Here is a 17,866-nt window from a genome sequence, read left to right as displayed (position 1 = left end):
AATTAGAAGTTAACGTTGATAGAAAAGTTATATGAAGGAACAGGACGCAGGTTGGTAGTGTTACCCACATAATTGGCAAAATCAGGATCAATACCTTCTTTATTGGCTGTCCAGATCAGTCCAACATTACGCACAGATCCAGTTAGATTAACCTGTTCGATTTTCAAATTTTTCAGTAGCCCCTTTGGAAGTGCATAACTTAAGGAAATTTCACGCAGCCTAACATAGTCTCCTTTCAGCACGTTAATATCCGAATAAGTATAGCGATATAGACTATATTGCCCATAGATATCTGCTGTTACTGCTGGAACATTGGTTATGGCCTCATCCCCTGCTTGACGCCAGCGATTGGCAATATCTGCGCTGAGATCAAATTTTGGTGAAGTTAATCCACGACTGGGGGTCATGTAGGATTCAATACTAGGTTTTATAAAGACATTTCCAAATTGGTAGGTGAACAATGCAAATAATGACCATTGTCCGTACCGCAGGTTCGTTTTTAAGCTCCCAAAATAAGGTGCTGTTGTGCGCCCCATGTATTTAAGGTCATCTACCCCCTTCAAAGTCTGTTTTACAGAAACAATCTCTCCCGCTTTGTTGTACACCTGGGTCAATCCATTTTCATCCAAGCCGGCATGTCGAAATGCGAGTAGCTTATCGCTAGCATATCCTTCTAAATAACCAATACCAACAGGTGTATAGGAGTAAGTGAAATTGGCGATATCACTGGCTTTAAAACGATTATCGGTAATTTTATTGGTATTGTAAGAAAAGTTTGCCCCGATATCTAAATGCCAATCCATCTTGTTGAGGAGTATCGCATTTAAACCGAGATCAACACCTTTTCCACTCATACTTGCCGTATTTCTTTTCAAGTTTCCATTGTTTATTGTTCCTACGTAAGGAGCAGCAATTGGAAAACCATACAATAGATCACGACCCTTTTTGATATAATAATCAAAAGTACCCGTCATACGGTTATTTAATAAACCGAAATCGAGCCCAAAGTTTGTGACATATGTTTTCTCCCAACGAAGCTGCGGATTAGCGATTGCAATAATGCTTGCGGAAGGCTCACCAGTAGGATTACGTGCAACATCATCAAGTGATATATAGGTAAACGGACGTACATCTTGCGTGATGTTACCGTTCACCCCATAGGTTGCCCTAACTCCCAATTGACTTAGCCAAACCAGGCTGTTCATAAACGATTCTTTTTGCACATTCCACTTGAAGCCACTTGACCATAACGGGGTCGCCCGAAAACTTCGGTCCAGCCCAAAATTGTTGTAATCATCATAGCGAACACTTCCCGAAAGGGTGTATTTCCTATCATAGGTATAGGCAGCATTTGAAAAATACGACAGAAAGCGTCTTCTCCGATCGGCCTGCTGAGGTGCTCCAGACAAACTTTCATTAAATCCCTGGATACTGAGATAGGCCGACTGCAGATAACTTACAGCTGTATTGAATCCAGTCTGCATATTATACCCATATAAGGTACTGCTTCCCTGCCCAGTCTCCGTCTGCCGGATCTCAGCTCCTGCGATAGCAGAAATTTCATGTTTTTGAGCAAGCAAAGCATCGTAGTTCAGCTGTCCACGTACGGTATAATTATTGACTTCGGTATTGCCGATGTTATAGATGCCCCCTTTGCTGATACCCAGGGTATTTTTCGATTGGCCGACCGGCGTAAATCTATTCAATAAGGAACGGTTCGCGAAAGATTCTTCTCCACTGAACATGCGATTACTTCCAAATGATCTCTCATTAGCATACATGACCGTACCTTTTATCCCCTTATAAATTGGTAGTGACAAATTAATCACTGCCGAAAAACTATTGTTCTTGAGCACCCGGTCCACTTCCCTTAATTCCTGCAAATAGTCGTAGCGCCAGTCTTTGTAAGCTGCCCCCAGTCCGATAACATATTCCGGTGTCAGCCGGTCGTATGCTATGCCGTTTCCATCGGCATCGGCCAGCAATTGATAAGGCAATAGTGTAGCCGCTCCGGTATCGTAAAACTGCGAAATTCCTATCCCATTCTGTTTTTGATTTAAGAATGTACCACGCACACTCGTGGATAGCGTTGCAATTTTAAAAAGCTTCCAGTTATTATTGAAGTTTAAGGTCAGACGTTTGCCATTTTCACCCCTAGTATATGGATTCTCATTCGCGTAAGAGGCCGAATAGAAATAGTTATTATTTTCGGTCCCATTGCTTATCGATAGGTTATATTGCTGGCTACTCATGGGGCGCAATAGATAGCGTTGAATCTGCGCCTTATTGTCTATACCTTTTAGTGGATTAACTAGCGCATCATAATTAGCTTGAGTAAGCTGTCCATTTTTAAGACGGATCGCTGCCGCTGCAACTTCACCTGGATAGTAAGTCGCATAGGAATAAAGACTGGTCGCAATATTATTGCCGTTCAAAATGTTTTTGGCGACCAACTCTTCTTGATAATCGATCATTTGCGCACTATTCATCGTACGTAAATAACCTAAGTCAGGTTTTCCAGAAAATGCAGTATTGGCAGAAAAACTTATACGAGGCACCCCTGTAACCGAACCTTTTTTGGTTGTGACCACAATAACACCGTTGGCCGCCCTAACCCCATAAATTGAGGCTGCAGCTGCATCTTTCAATACCGTGATATTTTCTACATCGTTTGGATTTAGGGTCGCAAGATCCATGGTGGAAATCGCTCCGTCGATAACAATCAATGGTAATTTCTCGGTCTCGGTGTCTATTGAACCTATTCCTCTTACGTTAAAATCATAGTCATTCCGACCGATGGTACGCGTGCTCGAGTTAATACTCAATTGGTTATTGTTGTAAGTAAAGCTACGGTCGCCGGTTCCAATGGAAACCTGAAATCCGGGCACCTGTCCTTCCAAGCGCTGAATCAGATTGGCGGAGGGGATTTTTTCCAGCTCTTTGGACGTAATGAGCGAAACTGAACCTGTTGCTCTTTCTTTGGATATCTTCTGATATCCCGTCGAAATCACGGCCTCCTCCAGCACATGATTTTTTTCCTCCATCGTAAATTTGATCTGACTACGATTTCCAGCCGTTAAGGCACTACTTTCATAACCGACGGCCGAGACCATAATAATATCCGTGGGTTTGATATCATAAATTAGGAATCGCCCATTCTCGTCGCTTTTCGCACCTTTGCGGGTGTCTTTTACCCATATACTTGCTAGGGGTATCGGTTTACCGCTCGCCGAAACAACCGTGCCTGCGACCCGATCTATCACCTGTTGGTCGGTACTATTTTTTACGGTACTAGCTTCTCCGTCTCCGGCAGCGCGACGTACAATGGAATAGGATTTGTCATCCACATAAAGAAATACCAATTGATTGGGATAAAGTACTTTTTTAAGCACTTCTTCCAGTTTATTTCCCTTGAGCGATTCGGGGTCGACAAATTTCCCGTTCAACAGGTTGTGCTCATAACTTAAATTCGCGTTGAAACGCTGTTCAATCTGTTTCACGGCTTGGCTAAGTGGCAACTTTTGCTGCGCATAGGCCTGCTGCCCAACGGTAAATAGCAGCGAAGTGACCGGAACCATCAACAAGCAACGTAGTGGTTGCCACCTGCTTTCTGTAATTTTCATATTTGTTAGGTTAGATGTTACTATTGTATTAGCTTATTTTTGTTTTTCTTCTTTTGGATCGAGGTAGATCGTGTCTTTTTCCATTCGGATATTCGCCTGTAAAATATTCGCGATCGAATAAATGATACTTTCCTGCGAAGCTAGCGATATGCGACCGTCGATTTTTCGATTCAAAAGTGCGGGATCGCTTATGATAATTTCTTTTCCATACACATAGCGCAATTCATTCGTTAGATCAGCGACTGTTAAGTTTTCGCCTGTCAGCGTTTTCTGGGTCCACCCCACCGCCTGCTGAGCCGCTTTTTTTCCTGCGCTCAAATGACGAAAGCCTTCGATATCTGCCTCAACGATATCACCGGGTGCGAGGATCTTGGTTTCACCAAGATGTTTGCTATTACGCAGTGCAATACGTCCTTCCAATAGTGATACAGTTATTTTGTTATCCCTATTTTTTAGGTTAAACTTTGTTCCGAGCACCTCCACAGCAACATCGCCGGTATAGGCGGTAAACCGTTCGTCTTCCCGAATAGCTGACGTATCCTTGTTAAGATGCTTGACTTCGAGTAGTACCTCTCCAGTAGTAAATACTTCACGCTTGGACAGCCAGTTCCAGGCGCGGCGGTAAGCAATAGAAGAATTGGCATTGAGTTGTACTGTACTGCTATCGGGCAATAGTACAGTCTGAAATTCACCGCTTCCGGTTTCGACAACGACCATCGAGCGGTAGTACCAGGATAAAGTTATAAAAAGCGCTACAGCTGCTGCTCCAGTAGCTGCTGCCCACAAACGAACAATCTGATTTCTTCTCTTCTTTCTTTTTCCAGCTATACCTCGTTCAATATCCTCAAAAAGGTCATCCGTAAATTCCTGATCCGGTCTAATCCGGGTAATGCCATACAAGGCATGCAGATAAGCAAGCGCGTCATCATAGGAAGCAGCATTTTTGGGATTTCCGGCACGCCATGCCTTCCAATTGAAAACATCATCCCGTTTCGGCTGTTTGACGAAGCGGACAAAATCCAGGTCATCCAAAAAATCTTGTGTACGGTAACTCGTATATTTCTCCATTATTACGCTTTTGTTAAATTCAAGACAAATGACATTTAGATTTTACCCCATGGAATCTATTTTTTTTTAAAATTTCTAAAAGCCATCTCTTTCACTTACCAAATTCATAATTTAGTCACCAAATTAATGCGCAACGCTCCATTTTTTAGGTAACAAGAGGATCTACAGCATTATAGTGATTTTAAATAAGGGTTTTATCATTGTTATTAAATCTTTACTATTTTTGGAGAAGCAAATGATCTATTTCATTTAATGGTATAAATTCGAAGATGAACAACACCATAGATCGGTACTGGAATGATTTTATTGATGGCGACAAACAAGCTTTCGAGCAGATCTATCGTGCGTTGTTACCCAGTCTATATGAATATGGTATGCGTCGGGTAAAAGACGAGGATTATGTCAGAGACGCCATTCAGGATGTATTTATTAAGTTTTGGGAAAACCGGAGCAAGCTACGAAGTATTTCCAATCCGAAACATTATTTGCTTGTTGCTTTAAAAAATAGCCTACTGAATACCCAATTGCGAGACGGCAAACTATCTTCATTTGGTGAAAAAGATGATTTCCAGCTCACCTACGATGTCGAGTCTGCTTATATTGCAACGGAAGAACAACGACAGACAGCATTAAAGCTCATTCAGGCATTAGAACAACTAACAGCTAAACAAAAAGAGGTGATTTTTCTTCGGTATTTCGAGGAACTGAGCTACGAAGAAATCAGTGTACTAACGAACATATCTGTTAAGAGTTTGTATAAACTGAATAATCGCGCCATGGAAGCCCTGAAAGGCATTATGGGTATGCCAAAACAACCGCTGCTCGTGCTGTTGTGTGCCATCAAATTTATATACTCCTAAAACCAATAACCGTCTTATATTGGTTATTTCCAAAGCATCTCCTATTTTGCGATCACTTGATGACCAAATTTATAAAATACACCGACTTTAAAATCTTTATTCATCAAGATGCTAAAGCTGATCAAAGAAATCGATCAACTCTAGCATCTTTGAATCAGTACAAATAGAGTGACTCGTTCAAAAAAGCATTCTCAAAAGCCTCTAACGAAAAGATCAATATGCCTGAACGGTGAATAAACCCTCTTTCAGTCCTGTACTCTTTGCCTTTATCCGGATACTTCCCGATTTTTCGCCTGCCTGAACAATCAGCGTAAGCTGACCATTGAACAGGTGCATCTGTGGTTTTTCAAAAGACTCCAAGTTCGTTGGATCTCCATTAGCCAAGGCTTTAAACGCACCAGCTCCCCCAACTTCAAATCGCACTAATCCATTGGCATGCGGGCAGAGATTCCCTTGTTTATCCACTGCTTTGACACGGATGTAAGCCAACGAACGCCCATCAGCAGCAATGGAATCATGCACCGTTTCCATTTTAATCCGGAACGGGCTTCCCGCTGTTCGTACGCTCTTTTCAGCTACCGGCTCTCCCGATTCATCATAAGCAACAACCTTGATTTCTCCGGGTTCATATCGTGTTTCCATCCACATCAGGCGATAACGCTCCTGCAAAGAATGCTTATTTTTACTTCGTTTCCCCTGACTCTTGCCGTTGATAAAAAGTTCTGCACTTGGATAGTCCGTATAAACGAAAACAGGTGTCTGCTGGCCCACCCGATCTGGCCATGTCCAATGTGGAAGAATGTGCAAGGTATGTTCATTTTTATTCCACAAACTTCTGTAGAGGTAATAACGGTCCTTGGGAATACTTGCCAGGTCAATAATGCCAAACATCGAACTGTGGTTGGGCCATGCATCTGTATCGTATGGGGACGGCTCACCGAGGTAATCAAATCCAGTCCATACGAATTGACCCATCGTCCAATGATGGTCTTCTGCCAAGGCAAAATCCTCATCTGGTAGATTGGACCATGAACAATATTCCATATCGTAAGACGTCGACTGATGATCAGGATATAGCATGTCATCCTTTTTGACCACAGGAAATTTATATACACCCCTAGAACTTACGGTGGATGCCGTTTCAGAACCCAGTACTATATTTTGTGGCAATTTCGAATAAGCCTCCTCATAACGTTGCGTACGATAGTTCAGTCCCGGAACATCCAGTAAGCTAGCAAAACCATTTTCCAGCACGCAACTAACCTGGTCCATACCACAGGTCACCGGACGAGTGGGGTCTTCCCGATGGCAGATAGCCTGTAAAAACGAAGCTACTTTATATCCGTCGGCACTGCATTGTGTCGGCACCTCATTCCCGATACTCCACATCACCACGGATGGGTTATTTCTAAAATGATGAATCATATTGACCATATCCCGCTCTGCCCAATCCGCAAAAAAACGATGGTATCCACTTTTACATTTAGCAATGTCCCATTCGTCAAAAGGTTCGATCATCATCATCAATCCCAATTCATCGCATAGCGAAACAAGCTCCGGAGCAGGCATGTTGTGAGCGGTGCGCACAGCATCGCACCCCATATCTTTGAGCAATTGCAATTGATAGCGTAAAGCCGACACATTTACTGCCGCACCCAATGGACCGAGATCATGATGATTACAGACACCTTGAAACTTTCGAATCTTTCCATTTAACATAAATCCCCGATCGGCAATGATACGCACCTCCCGAATACCAAAACGAGTCTCGAAACTATCCATTAACTTACCATCAACATAAACTTGCGTCGAAGCTCGGTATAAATTAGGCTGTTCGGGGCTCCATAGCGCCGGTTTTAGAACTTCAAAATTTTGTACAAAGGCCTTACCGTAGTTTAGTTTTTGCTCATTTTCTTTCTGGGCCACGACACGGCCTTCTGCATTCAAAATTGCAGTTACCATGCGCACCGATTTACCATCTGCATGCTCCAAAGTGGTTTCCAACTTTACTGACGCCAGACTGTCTGAGACAAACGGCGTGGTGATATGGGCTCCCCAAACAGGCATATGAATCTTCTCGGTAACAATTACATGCACATTCCGATAGAGTCCTGCACCGGGATACCAACGTGAAGATTGTGCTTTATTTTCCAATCGGACGGCAACAGTATTGTTCCTGCCATCCTTATGCAGCAATTCGGTCACATCAAAATGAAATGCATTATAACCATACGGCCAGAAGCAAGCTTCCTTTCCATTGACATAGACCCGGGCTTCACTCATTGCACCATCAAATTTAAGCACCACGCGTTTACTACTGGGATCAAACTGAGGTGCATCAAACTTGGTACGATACCAGCCTACACCAACATAAGGTAGGCCTCCGGTTCGGCCCGTTTTTACAGTCGCTTTTTTCTCTCCATTTTGTGTCACAGCGACATCCTGCAAATCGTGTGCACGGTCAAAAGGTCCGGCAATAGCCCAATCGTGCGGTACAGTCACATTTTTCCAATTCTTGTCGTCCAATGTCGTCTGTTCGCCATCGGCAACTTCACCCTGAAAAAAGCGCCAGTTTTTCTCCAACAAGAAAGACTGACGTACAGATTGTCCATTCATTTCTGTCGGCACGAATAAAAACAAAATGAATAATACGAAAGCGATATGCAATAGTCTCATCATCAAATTATGGGTTTAGGGTCTAAAGTTGAATTTCATTATCATCATTCAGCGCTATAAATATAGTCTATTTAAAAGCATTCAAGGCTTTTGTGGGACGTCCGTTGTTATCAAATGCGCCTAACGTATAGCCATTCCAACCGCCATAAGCCAAAGGTTCCCAATAAAATATTCCCAACACCTTGTGATCCGGCACGGTATTGATCGAGCCGAAAAGATCTTTGAGCCAGATTTCTGCGGTATCGGCGGCATCCCAGCTCATGCCCACTTCGCAGATCATGACCTCTGAATTGTATCGCGCAATCATATCTTTGATGTTACTGACACAGGCTGTATTCCGTTCCTTCCAATTTTCAGGAGTCGGATAAAGTGACATGCCGATCACATCCCACTTCCCGCCGTTTTCCTTCAGACCATCGAACATCCAACGGAACAAATTATTATCAAATCCATTGTGTAGATGGATGATCACTTTGGCTGTCGGAAAAATCATCTTTACTGCATCATAGCCTGCATTATTCAATACAGCATAGTTAGCCATGCTCTCCGAAGCTTTACCATCATTCCACAACATCCCATTCCCGGTTTCATTGCCTACCTGCACCCATTCCGGTGTAATATCGTTGTCTTTCAGTAATTGTAGCACCTCTTTTGTATGCTCGCTTACAGCTTTCTTTAAGTCATTAAATGCCAAACTCTTCCATGCTTCAGGCTTTGTCTGCTGTCCAGGATCTGCCCAGGTGTCACTATAATGAAAATCCACCATGATCCGCATTCCCAAATGATGTGCGCGACGTGCTTTAACCAACACGTCGTTCTTATTGCACCAACCACGTTCGGGATCTACCCAAACGCGCAGTCGTACAGCATCCATCCCCAATCCACGCAATAATTTTAGTCCATCGACTGCATTTCCTCCAGCGTTGAAAAATTGTACACCCGAAGCCTCCATTTCCGTAATCCAGCTGACATCAGCCCCTTTTGCCAAATGCGATGCGGTTGCAGCGGGCTCGAAGCTATCTTTTTTGCTGCAGCTAGACAGCACCAAACAAAAGCCTATCGCTGCGGCAAATACCTTTCCTATTGTTAATTTTTTCATTCGATTCAATTATTTAAGGAGTCATCCTATTGATGTTTACTCCACATGATACTTAAACTGTTTAGGATCGCTCAGATCGAGGATCAACGTATGTGTCCCCACTTTGTCATAAGCAAATCCACTGCCATCTGCTGTATATAGTGCACAGTTGCCATCCCCTTCCGCGGCTCCAAAAAACCAGGTCCAACTGCCATTGATCAACACTTTTATGCCCCACTGTTCAGCTGCTGTTGTCGTGATTGTTGCCTTCCAAACTTTCGCCGTTTGGTCATAGGTCATCGGCGTGGCTGTTGCGCTCCAACCGTTAAAGTCGCCCGTCACCGTCATCGATTCCACAGCCGTTTCTTTCCAGGCCAACTTATTAACATCGGCGGTCAGGTACAGATATCCGCCTTTGCTTGTCCAGCAGTTCCAGCGATCTGCCCCGCTATATAAAATGTATTGGCTACCATCCAATGGATAAGAACCATAGATAAGTGATGCACTGGCACTTTCTGCATTGGCTAAATAGAAGTTGTACCATTGGTCGAGACGTACAAAACCATCGTAAAAACCATCTTCTTTTCTTGAACAGAGTTTCCACGGGAATTGCGTCATTTCTTTGTTCGAAAGATAAAGGTAAGCTGCCTCATCAACTGGTTGGTAAGGCGTGATAGTTAACGCAATCACATTACTGTAGAGCCAGTCTGTATTGGCCCCCAATCGCGAAGCAATTCGGACATACAGCACCTTTTTTTCATCAGGCACAAATCCCATCCCCGTGACGAGGGTATTCACTTGTTCATGCGTATAGCTGATTGAGCTGGCCACCTGTTCGATACTTTTGTCAATAACAGAAAAAGAGGGATCTGCCGCTATTTCTATCTTATTTTTTAAGGCCGACTGCGCCATCGGTTCTTCGCTGGTCAAGATCGCCTCGTCCCATACAAGCTGCAGTGCCACAGTTTTGCGATCGGTAGATTTTAAAACCAATTCCGATGTACTGCTGTGCAACACTGCAGGTTTTATTCCCCCGACAGCTGGTGTCCCGCCCTCCTTTTTACAGGCAGCGAAAAGCAATACCAAAATATAAAGTGTCAATTGTTTCATAAGTCATCATTATCTTTAAAAACCCGTATGGAAATAGCCGTTTATGCGCAGCAGCTCCACTGCTGGCTCGCAAAACTATTCCATCGATTTATCAATACATTACTAGGCTAATAGCCTGCATTTTGAATTAAATTCGGATTAGCGCTCATATCTGTTGTTGGAATCGGATACAGATTGAACTTTGTATCCACAGAACGTCCATTCATATCCCCTCCTTTCCATTGCCAGAGGTAAGCACTTCCGGTAAATTTTCCAAATCGAATGAGGTCTGTGCGGCGCGTACATTCCCAAAACAGTTCACGTCCGCGCTCCGCAAGGATAAAATCTAGCGTGAGCTGCGCCTGCTCGATAGTGCCAGCGGAACTTCCATATCCCCTTTGTCTGATGGCGTTGACGAGAGTAAGGGCTTCCTGTACACTACCGCCGCCACCGCGCAGTACGGCTTCGGCATACATCAGATAAACATCGGCCAGGCGGATTATCGGAAAATCCGTACTCACCAAACCTTCGTCTGTCGTATAGGTGCCATCATCCTTCAAATTCGTAAACTTCACCAATCCGTAACCTTGGCTTGATGCGGCTGGATCTTCTACGTCCAAAGACTGCCCATTTATCCAAAAATCACCTCTTTTATCTTCCGCTTTGAAAATGCTTACAAATTCGCGAAGTGTACGAAAACTATTCCAGCCAGAAAGTACGCCATAGTCTGACGATTTCATGCTCCCCACAATAGGGCCATTAACCAGATAAGTAGTCGCACCCCAGGTAGTGGTGTGTGCCACATCTGCTTCTATCGGGAAGATAATTTCATTGGTTCGCTTATCGTTATCGGCATTAAACACCTGCTTATAATTTGCATTTAAGGTATATCCGGCATCAATCACTTTTTTTGCATAGTTCAGACAGTCTGCGTTCCGTGCTGTACCCGTATACACCTGAGCATTCAGATAATTCTTAGCCAATAACGACCATGCGGCAGCACGGCTCACCCGTCCATATTCATTTTTACGCGCTTCTGGCAAGATTGCTGCGACCTCCAAAAGTTCCTTTTCAATAAAGTTGAAAAGATCACCCCTCGCCATCCGTGGTGGAAAAAACGCAGCTACAGGATCGTTCTCAGTCACAAATGGAACATTTCCATACAAGTCCATCGCATGACTATAGGCCGGTGCACGCAGAAAACGAGCTTCAGCAGCAAATGTCAGGATCTGCGTCTGCTCGGTCGAACTAAATGTTGCCAATTTCTCTGTGGTGGCATTTCGCAGAAATTCGTTGCAGATAGCGACCGTATAATAAATCCGGTAATACATGGCATTGACCCATGTATCGGACGCTCCCCAGGTCATATACTGAATATCGGTCATGTTATCGCCGCCCGCCCAGGTGTAAATCACTTCATCTGTAGGCACTTCCTGCAGATTAAAATACACCCGAAGGTAGCCCCAAGAGGCTGTGCTACCCGCCATGTCCGGATCGGCATCACCACGCCCATTGCCTGCAACAGCAAAAGAGGCATACAATTTAGCAAGGACCGAACGGTACCCCTCTACCGAAGTATAGACCGATTCCGATGTCGTTTCCACAGTTGGATATTGGTTTAAGTCCTTGGTGCAGGAGTGTAGTAATAAAATTATACTAAACACTCCAAAACAAAATCTTTTTATATTTTTCATCCTTATATAAGTTTTCTTTTTTCAGGTAGCCATTAAAAATCCATATTGACGCTCAAGGAGAATGTTCTCGAGCGTGGGTAAAACGAACTGTCAAATCCACTCGGAACCTCAGGGTCCATACCGCTATATTTGCTCACAATAAAAACATTCTGCGCTACTGCACCCACGCGTAAATTGGAAATCTTGCCCACTTTGCCGAAAGTATAGTTCACGGAAAGATTTTCCATTCGAAGGAAGGAAGCATTTTCAACATAGTAATCTGAATAATACTGTCTAGTTTGAAATCCGGTATGCAAGTAATCCCGATGAAGGTTATTGATCGACGGATCTACATATTGAACGGTTTCCCACGCACTGAGGTTCATTTTTGTATTATTGAAGACGTAGTTTCCCAAATTTGCGCGTAGCGTAGTAGCTGCTGTCCATTTTTTGTACGTTAACTGTGTATTGAAACCGAACAGCCATTTTGCGGCCGGGGATTGATAGCGATACAGGTCTTTTTCATTGATCGCACCATCACCATTCAGATCAGCGTACACGCCTTCCAACGGTTTCCCTGCCTCGTTGTACAATTGCTTGTACACATAGAACATGTAAGGTTGATATCCCGTTGTCAGGATCTGTATGCCACGGCCACTGACATTAGGACCGACGTACGTTCCAACCGCATTCGCATCCTGTACGAGGGCTATATTAGTAACTTTTGTGTGTTGATTGGTTGCATTGATATTAACTTCCCAGCGCAGGTTATCTTTTTGAATAGGGACAGTATTCAATTGAAATTCGAAACCACTGCTTTCAACATTGCCGACGTTAATGGTTGCGTTCTGGTCAAAGTTTGTTCCTGCCGCCACGGGCACATTGGCGAGTAGATCATGTGTTTTTCTTGTATAATATTCAATTGCACCAGATACCCTATTCTTCCATAATCCAAAATCCAGACCGTAGTTAAATGCTTTGGTTGTCTCCCAGCGTAAATCCCTGTTGTAGACCGATGGACGATACACCAGATGATACTGATCGCCAAACCGATATTGGGCATAAGCGGTTCCCAAATTATAAACCGGCAAATACTCATAATTGCCGATACCTTCCTGCTGTCCTGTTATACCATAACTTGCACGGAGCTTCAAATCGTCCAAAAACGAGATGCCTTTCATGAAAGATTCCTGTGAAAGGCGCCATGCCAAGGCGACAGAAGGAAACGTTCCCCAGCGATTTTCTGGACTGAATCGTGATGTGCCGTCCTTCCGGACCGTTGCTGTCAGTAAATAACGGCTGTCGTAATTGTAGTTGATCCGACCATACCAAGAGATCAGCGTATGGCGCTCGTCTGACGCGATAGCGGTAGAACGTATATCGCCTGCTTCATTATAGTACACGATCGGTGGGCGCCCTGCACTCCAATATTGATAGTCGTGGCCAGCAGTAATGTCAACCGTGCTTTTTAAGTCTGCAAAAAACTTGTTATAATTTAGATAACCTGTGAATAGTTTATTTTTAAGAGTCTGTTCATACCGGTCAAAAGCGCCTCCAATCGTAAAATTATTGGCTGCACTTGCAGGAATTAGATTTGACCCATTCCCTTTCGCATAGTCATATCCGAGCGTGACGTGAGCTTTCAATTCGGGTAGCATATGAAACTTATAATCAAGATCAAGATTACCTACAGCTCGATTGACTGTACTAAGGTGCTTCTCCTGACGAAGCAGGCCCAGTGGATTGAGATTTGCACCTGTTGCTGGAAGACCGGCATTATCGAGACTCTCGTAATAGCCACCGTAGGCATCCACCCCCGAATAAATTGGCTGCGTCGGATTGAACGCCACAGCAGACCATATCGCTTCGGTATTGGCAAAACTGTTGTTATTTCGGGCTCCTTTAACATTCAGATTTACCGCGAGGTGTTTGTCAAAAAATGTCGGATTTAACACAAACGCTCCCGTCATACGCTCCGTCTTGTCGGTGCGCAAAGTTCCCTGTTGATTGTAATAGCCCGCAGAAGCTCGAAAAGGCAGGGCCTTACCGATCTTTCCCTGCAAACTTAAATTATTGTCCGTTCCTATGGCATCCTGAAAAACCTCAGCAAGCCAATCTGTCGAGGCATTACCCAATAGCGCTTTTTGCGCAGAAGTTCCCTTGCTATTGATCAGGTTGGCAAATTCATCGCGCGACATCATATCAGCCACACCCATCGCCTGTTGCATGGACACAATGGAGGAAAAAGAAAGCCGTAGTGTATCCCCTTTTCCTTTCTTTGTCGTTATCAACAATACCCCATTTGATGCACGAGATCCATAAATCGCTGTGGAAGATGCATCTTTGAGTACGGTCATGCTTTCAATATCATTGGGATTGATCAGACTAAGAAAATTGCCACTGTTGCCGCTGATGCCGCCAGTTTCCAAAGGTACCCCATCCAATACGATCAGTGGATCGTTGCTGGCACTCAAAGAAGCGCCACCACGAATACGTATGGTACTTCCCGAGGAAGGCGAACCACTGTTGGACATCACCTGGACGCCAGCCGTTTTCCCATTGATCAGCTGTTCGGGAGAACCGACCAACCCCGTATTAAAATCTTTGCTACCTACCGTGCTGACGGCACCCGTTAGATCCTTTTTTGTACTACTGCCATAACCTACGATGACCAGCTCTTCCAAAACATTTCCCGCCGATACCAACTTAATGTCTAAAGATGTTCCGGATACCGTCAAGGTTTGACTGGTGTACCCCACTATCGAGAATGACAGTTGCGATTTGCCTTTCGGCAATGAAATACGATAGGTACCATCGTTGGCCGTAGAAGTTCCCACGGTGGTCCCAGTCACCAACACCGTGACACCGGCCATCGGTTGCCCCTGTTCATTGCGGACTACCCCGCGGACATCCTGTTGTTGCATCAACCTGATCCATTTACTCTCCCCTTTCGTTGCCGCATAGAGCTGCGTTTCCCCAAGGCAGGACAGCAATGACAAGCCCAATAAACTTGTTTTAAATGCAAAACCTTTCATTTTTTTTTATTTATGTGTTTATAATTGTTTCTTTCCTTTGCTGCAATTCCTTCGCTACACTCACTTCAGCGCTCGATTCGGCCAATTTGCCAAACTACTGTCTTTATACACTACTCCAGCCAGACCGCGGCTACAGACAGCACAACGCCCGCCATATTTTCGCCTGAGATAATGAGCTTTTCGATCGCTCTTTTATCAAATTGATCAGAAACTACCGGTTTAAAAAACCGTTCAAGAAAAACGGGATAAGGGGCAGGCAACAAAGCCGTTGGTACCAGCTGTAAATCTGCTAAATCGAGGCAAACCAACCTTTCAGTAGCTGAAACAGCATCTATTTTTTTGAGGTAGGTGTACCCTTTGTTTGTGACAAAACCTGCTTTTAGCGTCGGATTGCCACCGGTGTGTTTTAAGAGTATACAAAGTTTTTTAACATGATTGATTCCAACTGGCCGATCAAGAATTTTTGTTTTGATATCTTTGAGCCAAAAATACTGCGCGCTCGAATCCTTGGCGTGAAAGCTATACGTCCAGAAAGGCAGCTTCCCTAAATCTTGCTGTTTCCATTCGGCAGTCATATAAGCGGTTTCTGGAATGGCGAAAGTTTCGAAATTAGCGACCTTGGACAATGATTCAAACAGCGAAATCGGCGCATGCTGTTCATATAATCCGACCGTCCAATAGGTATTAACGCGATAGTCCCAGTCGAGCGGAGCTCCGGCCTGATTGTCTGGATAAGTAAACTGCTTACCTCCAACGAACACCGTGGCTGTATATTTTAACGCATTGCCCGTTAGCAAAGCTGCCGGAATATCCGCTTCATACCTATACCTATCTTTCGGGATCAGCTTAATATAAGGATTATGGTCGTTCCAAAATGAGATCTGATCCGTTTGTAAAATAATCGAATCGGGTTGCTGTTCAAAGATGTAGCGGAACTCCAATTTGGCGCTACGCCCTTTTTCCAGTGCCTCGGGCTGCTGGTGTATTAGCAGAGCTTGTTTCAGTGGCACAGTTGCTGGCGCATAAAATTCACCCAGTCGTCCATTTTTCCAGGATGAAGAGGCTGTCCAGCTATTTTTTAGCTGCACATGCTTTCGCTTCAGCAGGTAAACGCCTGGTTCAACACTGAAACTGGTTTTAGGTACTATAAAATCTTCCACCACACCAGTTTTGTGAGAAAGCTGCTGCACGGTGAACATCTCGCCAAGGTCAGGAATTTGAATATCGATCGCCTGAGACCGGTACAAGATATGTACCACCTCGCGGCTTGGCGACGGCTTGGCAAAAGGATCGGCGATTTTTTCTGCATCCGGCATCACCTCCAGACGCCATAAACCTTCTTCCAAACGATCCAAAAAATAGGCACCAGATCCGCCGTACTCCACTACAGGCGATGAACCATGGCCGGCAATATGCATCAATTTCTCTGGCTTTACGGGTTTGACTGTTGTATTATTCGTATAAAAATATTTATCCTGTGCATTCATCATGGCGAGATCCTGATCATAGCTCACCTCAAAATCGCCAAACGAAATATTCTGCGGGTATGGATTGAATTTTTTATTCCTGCGGATTGCATAGGCTACCTCCGCAGCAATTAACGTACTCAATGCTTTTGCCGGTGTGTAGGCTAGATTGAGATAATGGGTCTGATATTCGGTATTGTAGGCCGCGATATCCATCGGATCGTAAGCAAATTGCGTGATCCATTGAAAACCAGCCGAACGAAATGTACGGCTCATCGCGGGATGCAGGTAGCTGTAGAGATTGTCTGCAGGATCATACTCGTATACGGCCTTTGCTTTATTGGCAAACCCTTTCAAGTTTGCAAAGGGAATGCGGTATTGATCGATGTAAGGCAGAAAATTTCCCAAACGCTCTCTTCCTGCAACCAATCCCACAGGATACCATTGATAGGTGGTTCCTTGGATATCAGCATTGAAATAAGCCTGCACATGATCCATATTATGGCTGACATTATAGAAAACCGGCTTTTTATGACCACTTTTTTTTATGGCCTTAACCATCCGTGCAATATAGTCCGAAGTCGTTTGAACTGAACCTGTATGGCACGGCTCGTTATTAATTTCAAATCCAATAACGTAAGGATCTTCCTGATAAGCGTAGCCCGTATACGGATTGACATGGCGAAGCAACTGGCTGATGTACTTTTCCTGTGCTGCGACTGCCTGTGGATTGGCATGGATCTGACACTTATCATAGTGGTAGGTAAAGGCATCCGTATTTTCATTTTTTTCGGGATAACCATTTCCAAAGTTCGTCATGCCGGTAATTAAAATCCGGATGCCACGCTCCTGCAGTTTGAAAAAGAGGTAGTCCAATAGATCGAGGTGTTCATTGCTTATCAAGTTTCCATTTCTATCCGAGATTTCCACATCCCAGATATGGATACGATAAGCATTATACCCCAAACGGGAAAAGTGGTAAACGTCCCGATCAATAGCCTGCTTACGGTCGATTCCTCTAGCCTGAAGTGCCCGAAAAGCATGGGCAAAAGGAACGGTATAGTTGACCCCATAAAATGAGGCCTCAGCCCTGGTGTCGGACCAGCGCATCACACCTTCGCGATCAACAAAGACTGTAGGAACATTTTTATTGGCCTTAACCTGTGCATAGGTATTGGCGTACCCCAAAAGAGCAAGGCAGCATAAAATAATTACACGCATGGATTGTATCGATTTATAATTTTTTGGTTATTACGCTTACAAAGCTATCAAACCGCATTATTTTTTAAGGCCACATA

9 protein-coding genes are annotated in these 17,866 nt (G+C 44.2%); 1 reads left to right on the top strand and 8 read right to left on the bottom strand.

Annotated elements, in window-relative coordinates; all coding sequences use genetic code 11:
* Nucleotides 1-2 precede the first annotated feature (2 nt).
* Nucleotides 3-3,623: a SusC/RagA family TonB-linked outer membrane protein gene (locus QE382_RS08545; protein WP_307185516.1), complete on the bottom strand. Its 3,621-nt coding sequence runs from the start codon at nt 3,621-3,623 to the stop codon at nt 3-5.
* Nucleotides 3,624-3,656: 33 nt separating this feature from the next.
* Entirely contained in the window at nt 3,657-4,691 is a 1,035-nt protein-coding gene (locus QE382_RS08540) for a FecR family protein (RefSeq protein ID WP_307185515.1), read from the bottom strand.
* Between the two features lie 269 nt (nt 4,692-4,960).
* On the opposite strand from QE382_RS08540, the gene QE382_RS08535 reads away from it, so the two are divergent.
* Nucleotides 4,961-5,551, top strand: coding sequence for an RNA polymerase sigma factor (locus QE382_RS08535; RefSeq protein ID WP_307185514.1), 591 nt, complete (start codon nt 4,961-4,963; stop codon nt 5,549-5,551).
* A gap of 213 nt (nt 5,552-5,764) precedes the next feature.
* On the opposite strand, the gene QE382_RS08530 is transcribed toward QE382_RS08535, so the two are convergent.
* The 6 genes from QE382_RS08530 to QE382_RS08505 all read right to left on the bottom strand — a co-directional run bounded on the left by QE382_RS08530 (nt 5,765) and on the right by QE382_RS08505 (nt 17,789).
* Nucleotides 5,765-8,230: a glycoside hydrolase family 2 TIM barrel-domain containing protein gene (locus QE382_RS08530; RefSeq protein ID WP_307185513.1), complete on the bottom strand. Its 2,466-nt coding sequence runs from the start codon at nt 8,228-8,230 to the stop codon at nt 5,765-5,767.
* Between the two features lie 64 nt (nt 8,231-8,294).
* The gene (locus tag QE382_RS08525; RefSeq protein WP_307185512.1) at nt 8,295-9,326 is read right to left on the bottom strand and encodes a glycoside hydrolase family 53 protein; all 1,032 of its coding nucleotides are present in this window, start codon (nt 9,324-9,326) and stop codon (nt 8,295-8,297) included.
* A 36-nt stretch (nt 9,327-9,362) separates the two neighbouring features.
* Nucleotides 9,363-10,415 (bottom strand): DUF5111 domain-containing protein, encoded by a 1,053-nt coding sequence (locus tag QE382_RS08520; protein ID WP_307185511.1) that lies wholly within the window; start codon nt 10,413-10,415, stop codon nt 9,363-9,365.
* Nucleotides 10,416-10,522: 107 nt separating this feature from the next.
* Nucleotides 10,523-12,088: a RagB/SusD family nutrient uptake outer membrane protein gene (locus tag QE382_RS08515; protein ID WP_307185510.1), complete on the bottom strand. Its 1,566-nt coding sequence runs from the start codon at nt 12,086-12,088 to the stop codon at nt 10,523-10,525.
* Nucleotides 12,089-12,120: 32 nt separating this feature from the next.
* On the bottom strand, nt 12,121-15,102 hold the full coding sequence (locus QE382_RS08510; RefSeq protein WP_307185509.1) for a SusC/RagA family TonB-linked outer membrane protein: 2,982 nt from the start codon (nt 15,100-15,102) through the stop codon (nt 12,121-12,123).
* A 110-nt stretch (nt 15,103-15,212) separates the two neighbouring features.
* On the bottom strand, nt 15,213-17,789 hold the full coding sequence (locus tag QE382_RS08505; protein ID WP_307185508.1) for a glycoside hydrolase family 5 protein: 2,577 nt from the start codon (nt 17,787-17,789) through the stop codon (nt 15,213-15,215).
* Nucleotides 17,790-17,866 lie beyond the last annotated feature (77 nt).

The sequence above is a fragment of the Sphingobacterium zeae genome, from assembly GCF_030818895.1.
GTDB lineage: Bacteria > Bacteroidota > Bacteroidia > Sphingobacteriales > Sphingobacteriaceae > Sphingobacterium > Sphingobacterium zeae.
This window is presented reverse-complemented; position numbering and strand designations above follow the sequence as displayed.

Coding starts and splice junctions, on each gene's coding strand:
- QE382_RS08545 (WP_307185516.1), bottom strand. CDS start 3,623: ATGAAAATTACAGAAAGCAGGTGGCAACCACTACGTTGCTTGTTGATG.
- QE382_RS08540 (WP_307185515.1), bottom strand. CDS start 4,691: ATGGAGAAATATACGAGTTACCGTACACAAGATTTTTTGGATGACCTG.
- QE382_RS08535 (WP_307185514.1), top strand. CDS start 4,961: ATGAACAACACCATAGATCGGTACTGGAATGATTTTATTGATGGCGAC.
- QE382_RS08530 (WP_307185513.1), bottom strand. CDS start 8,230: ATGATGAGACTATTGCATATCGCTTTCGTATTATTCATTTTGTTTTTA.
- QE382_RS08525 (WP_307185512.1), bottom strand. CDS start 9,326: ATGAAAAAATTAACAATAGGAAAGGTATTTGCCGCAGCGATAGGCTTT.
- QE382_RS08520 (WP_307185511.1), bottom strand. CDS start 10,415: ATGAAACAATTGACACTTTATATTTTGGTATTGCTTTTCGCTGCCTGT.
- QE382_RS08515 (WP_307185510.1), bottom strand. CDS start 12,088: ATGAAAAATATAAAAAGATTTTGTTTTGGAGTGTTTAGTATAATTTTA.
- QE382_RS08510 (WP_307185509.1), bottom strand. CDS start 15,102: ATGAAAGGTTTTGCATTTAAAACAAGTTTATTGGGCTTGTCATTGCTG.
- QE382_RS08505 (WP_307185508.1), bottom strand. CDS start 17,789: ATGCGTGTAATTATTTTATGCTGCCTTGCTCTTTTGGGGTACGCCAAT.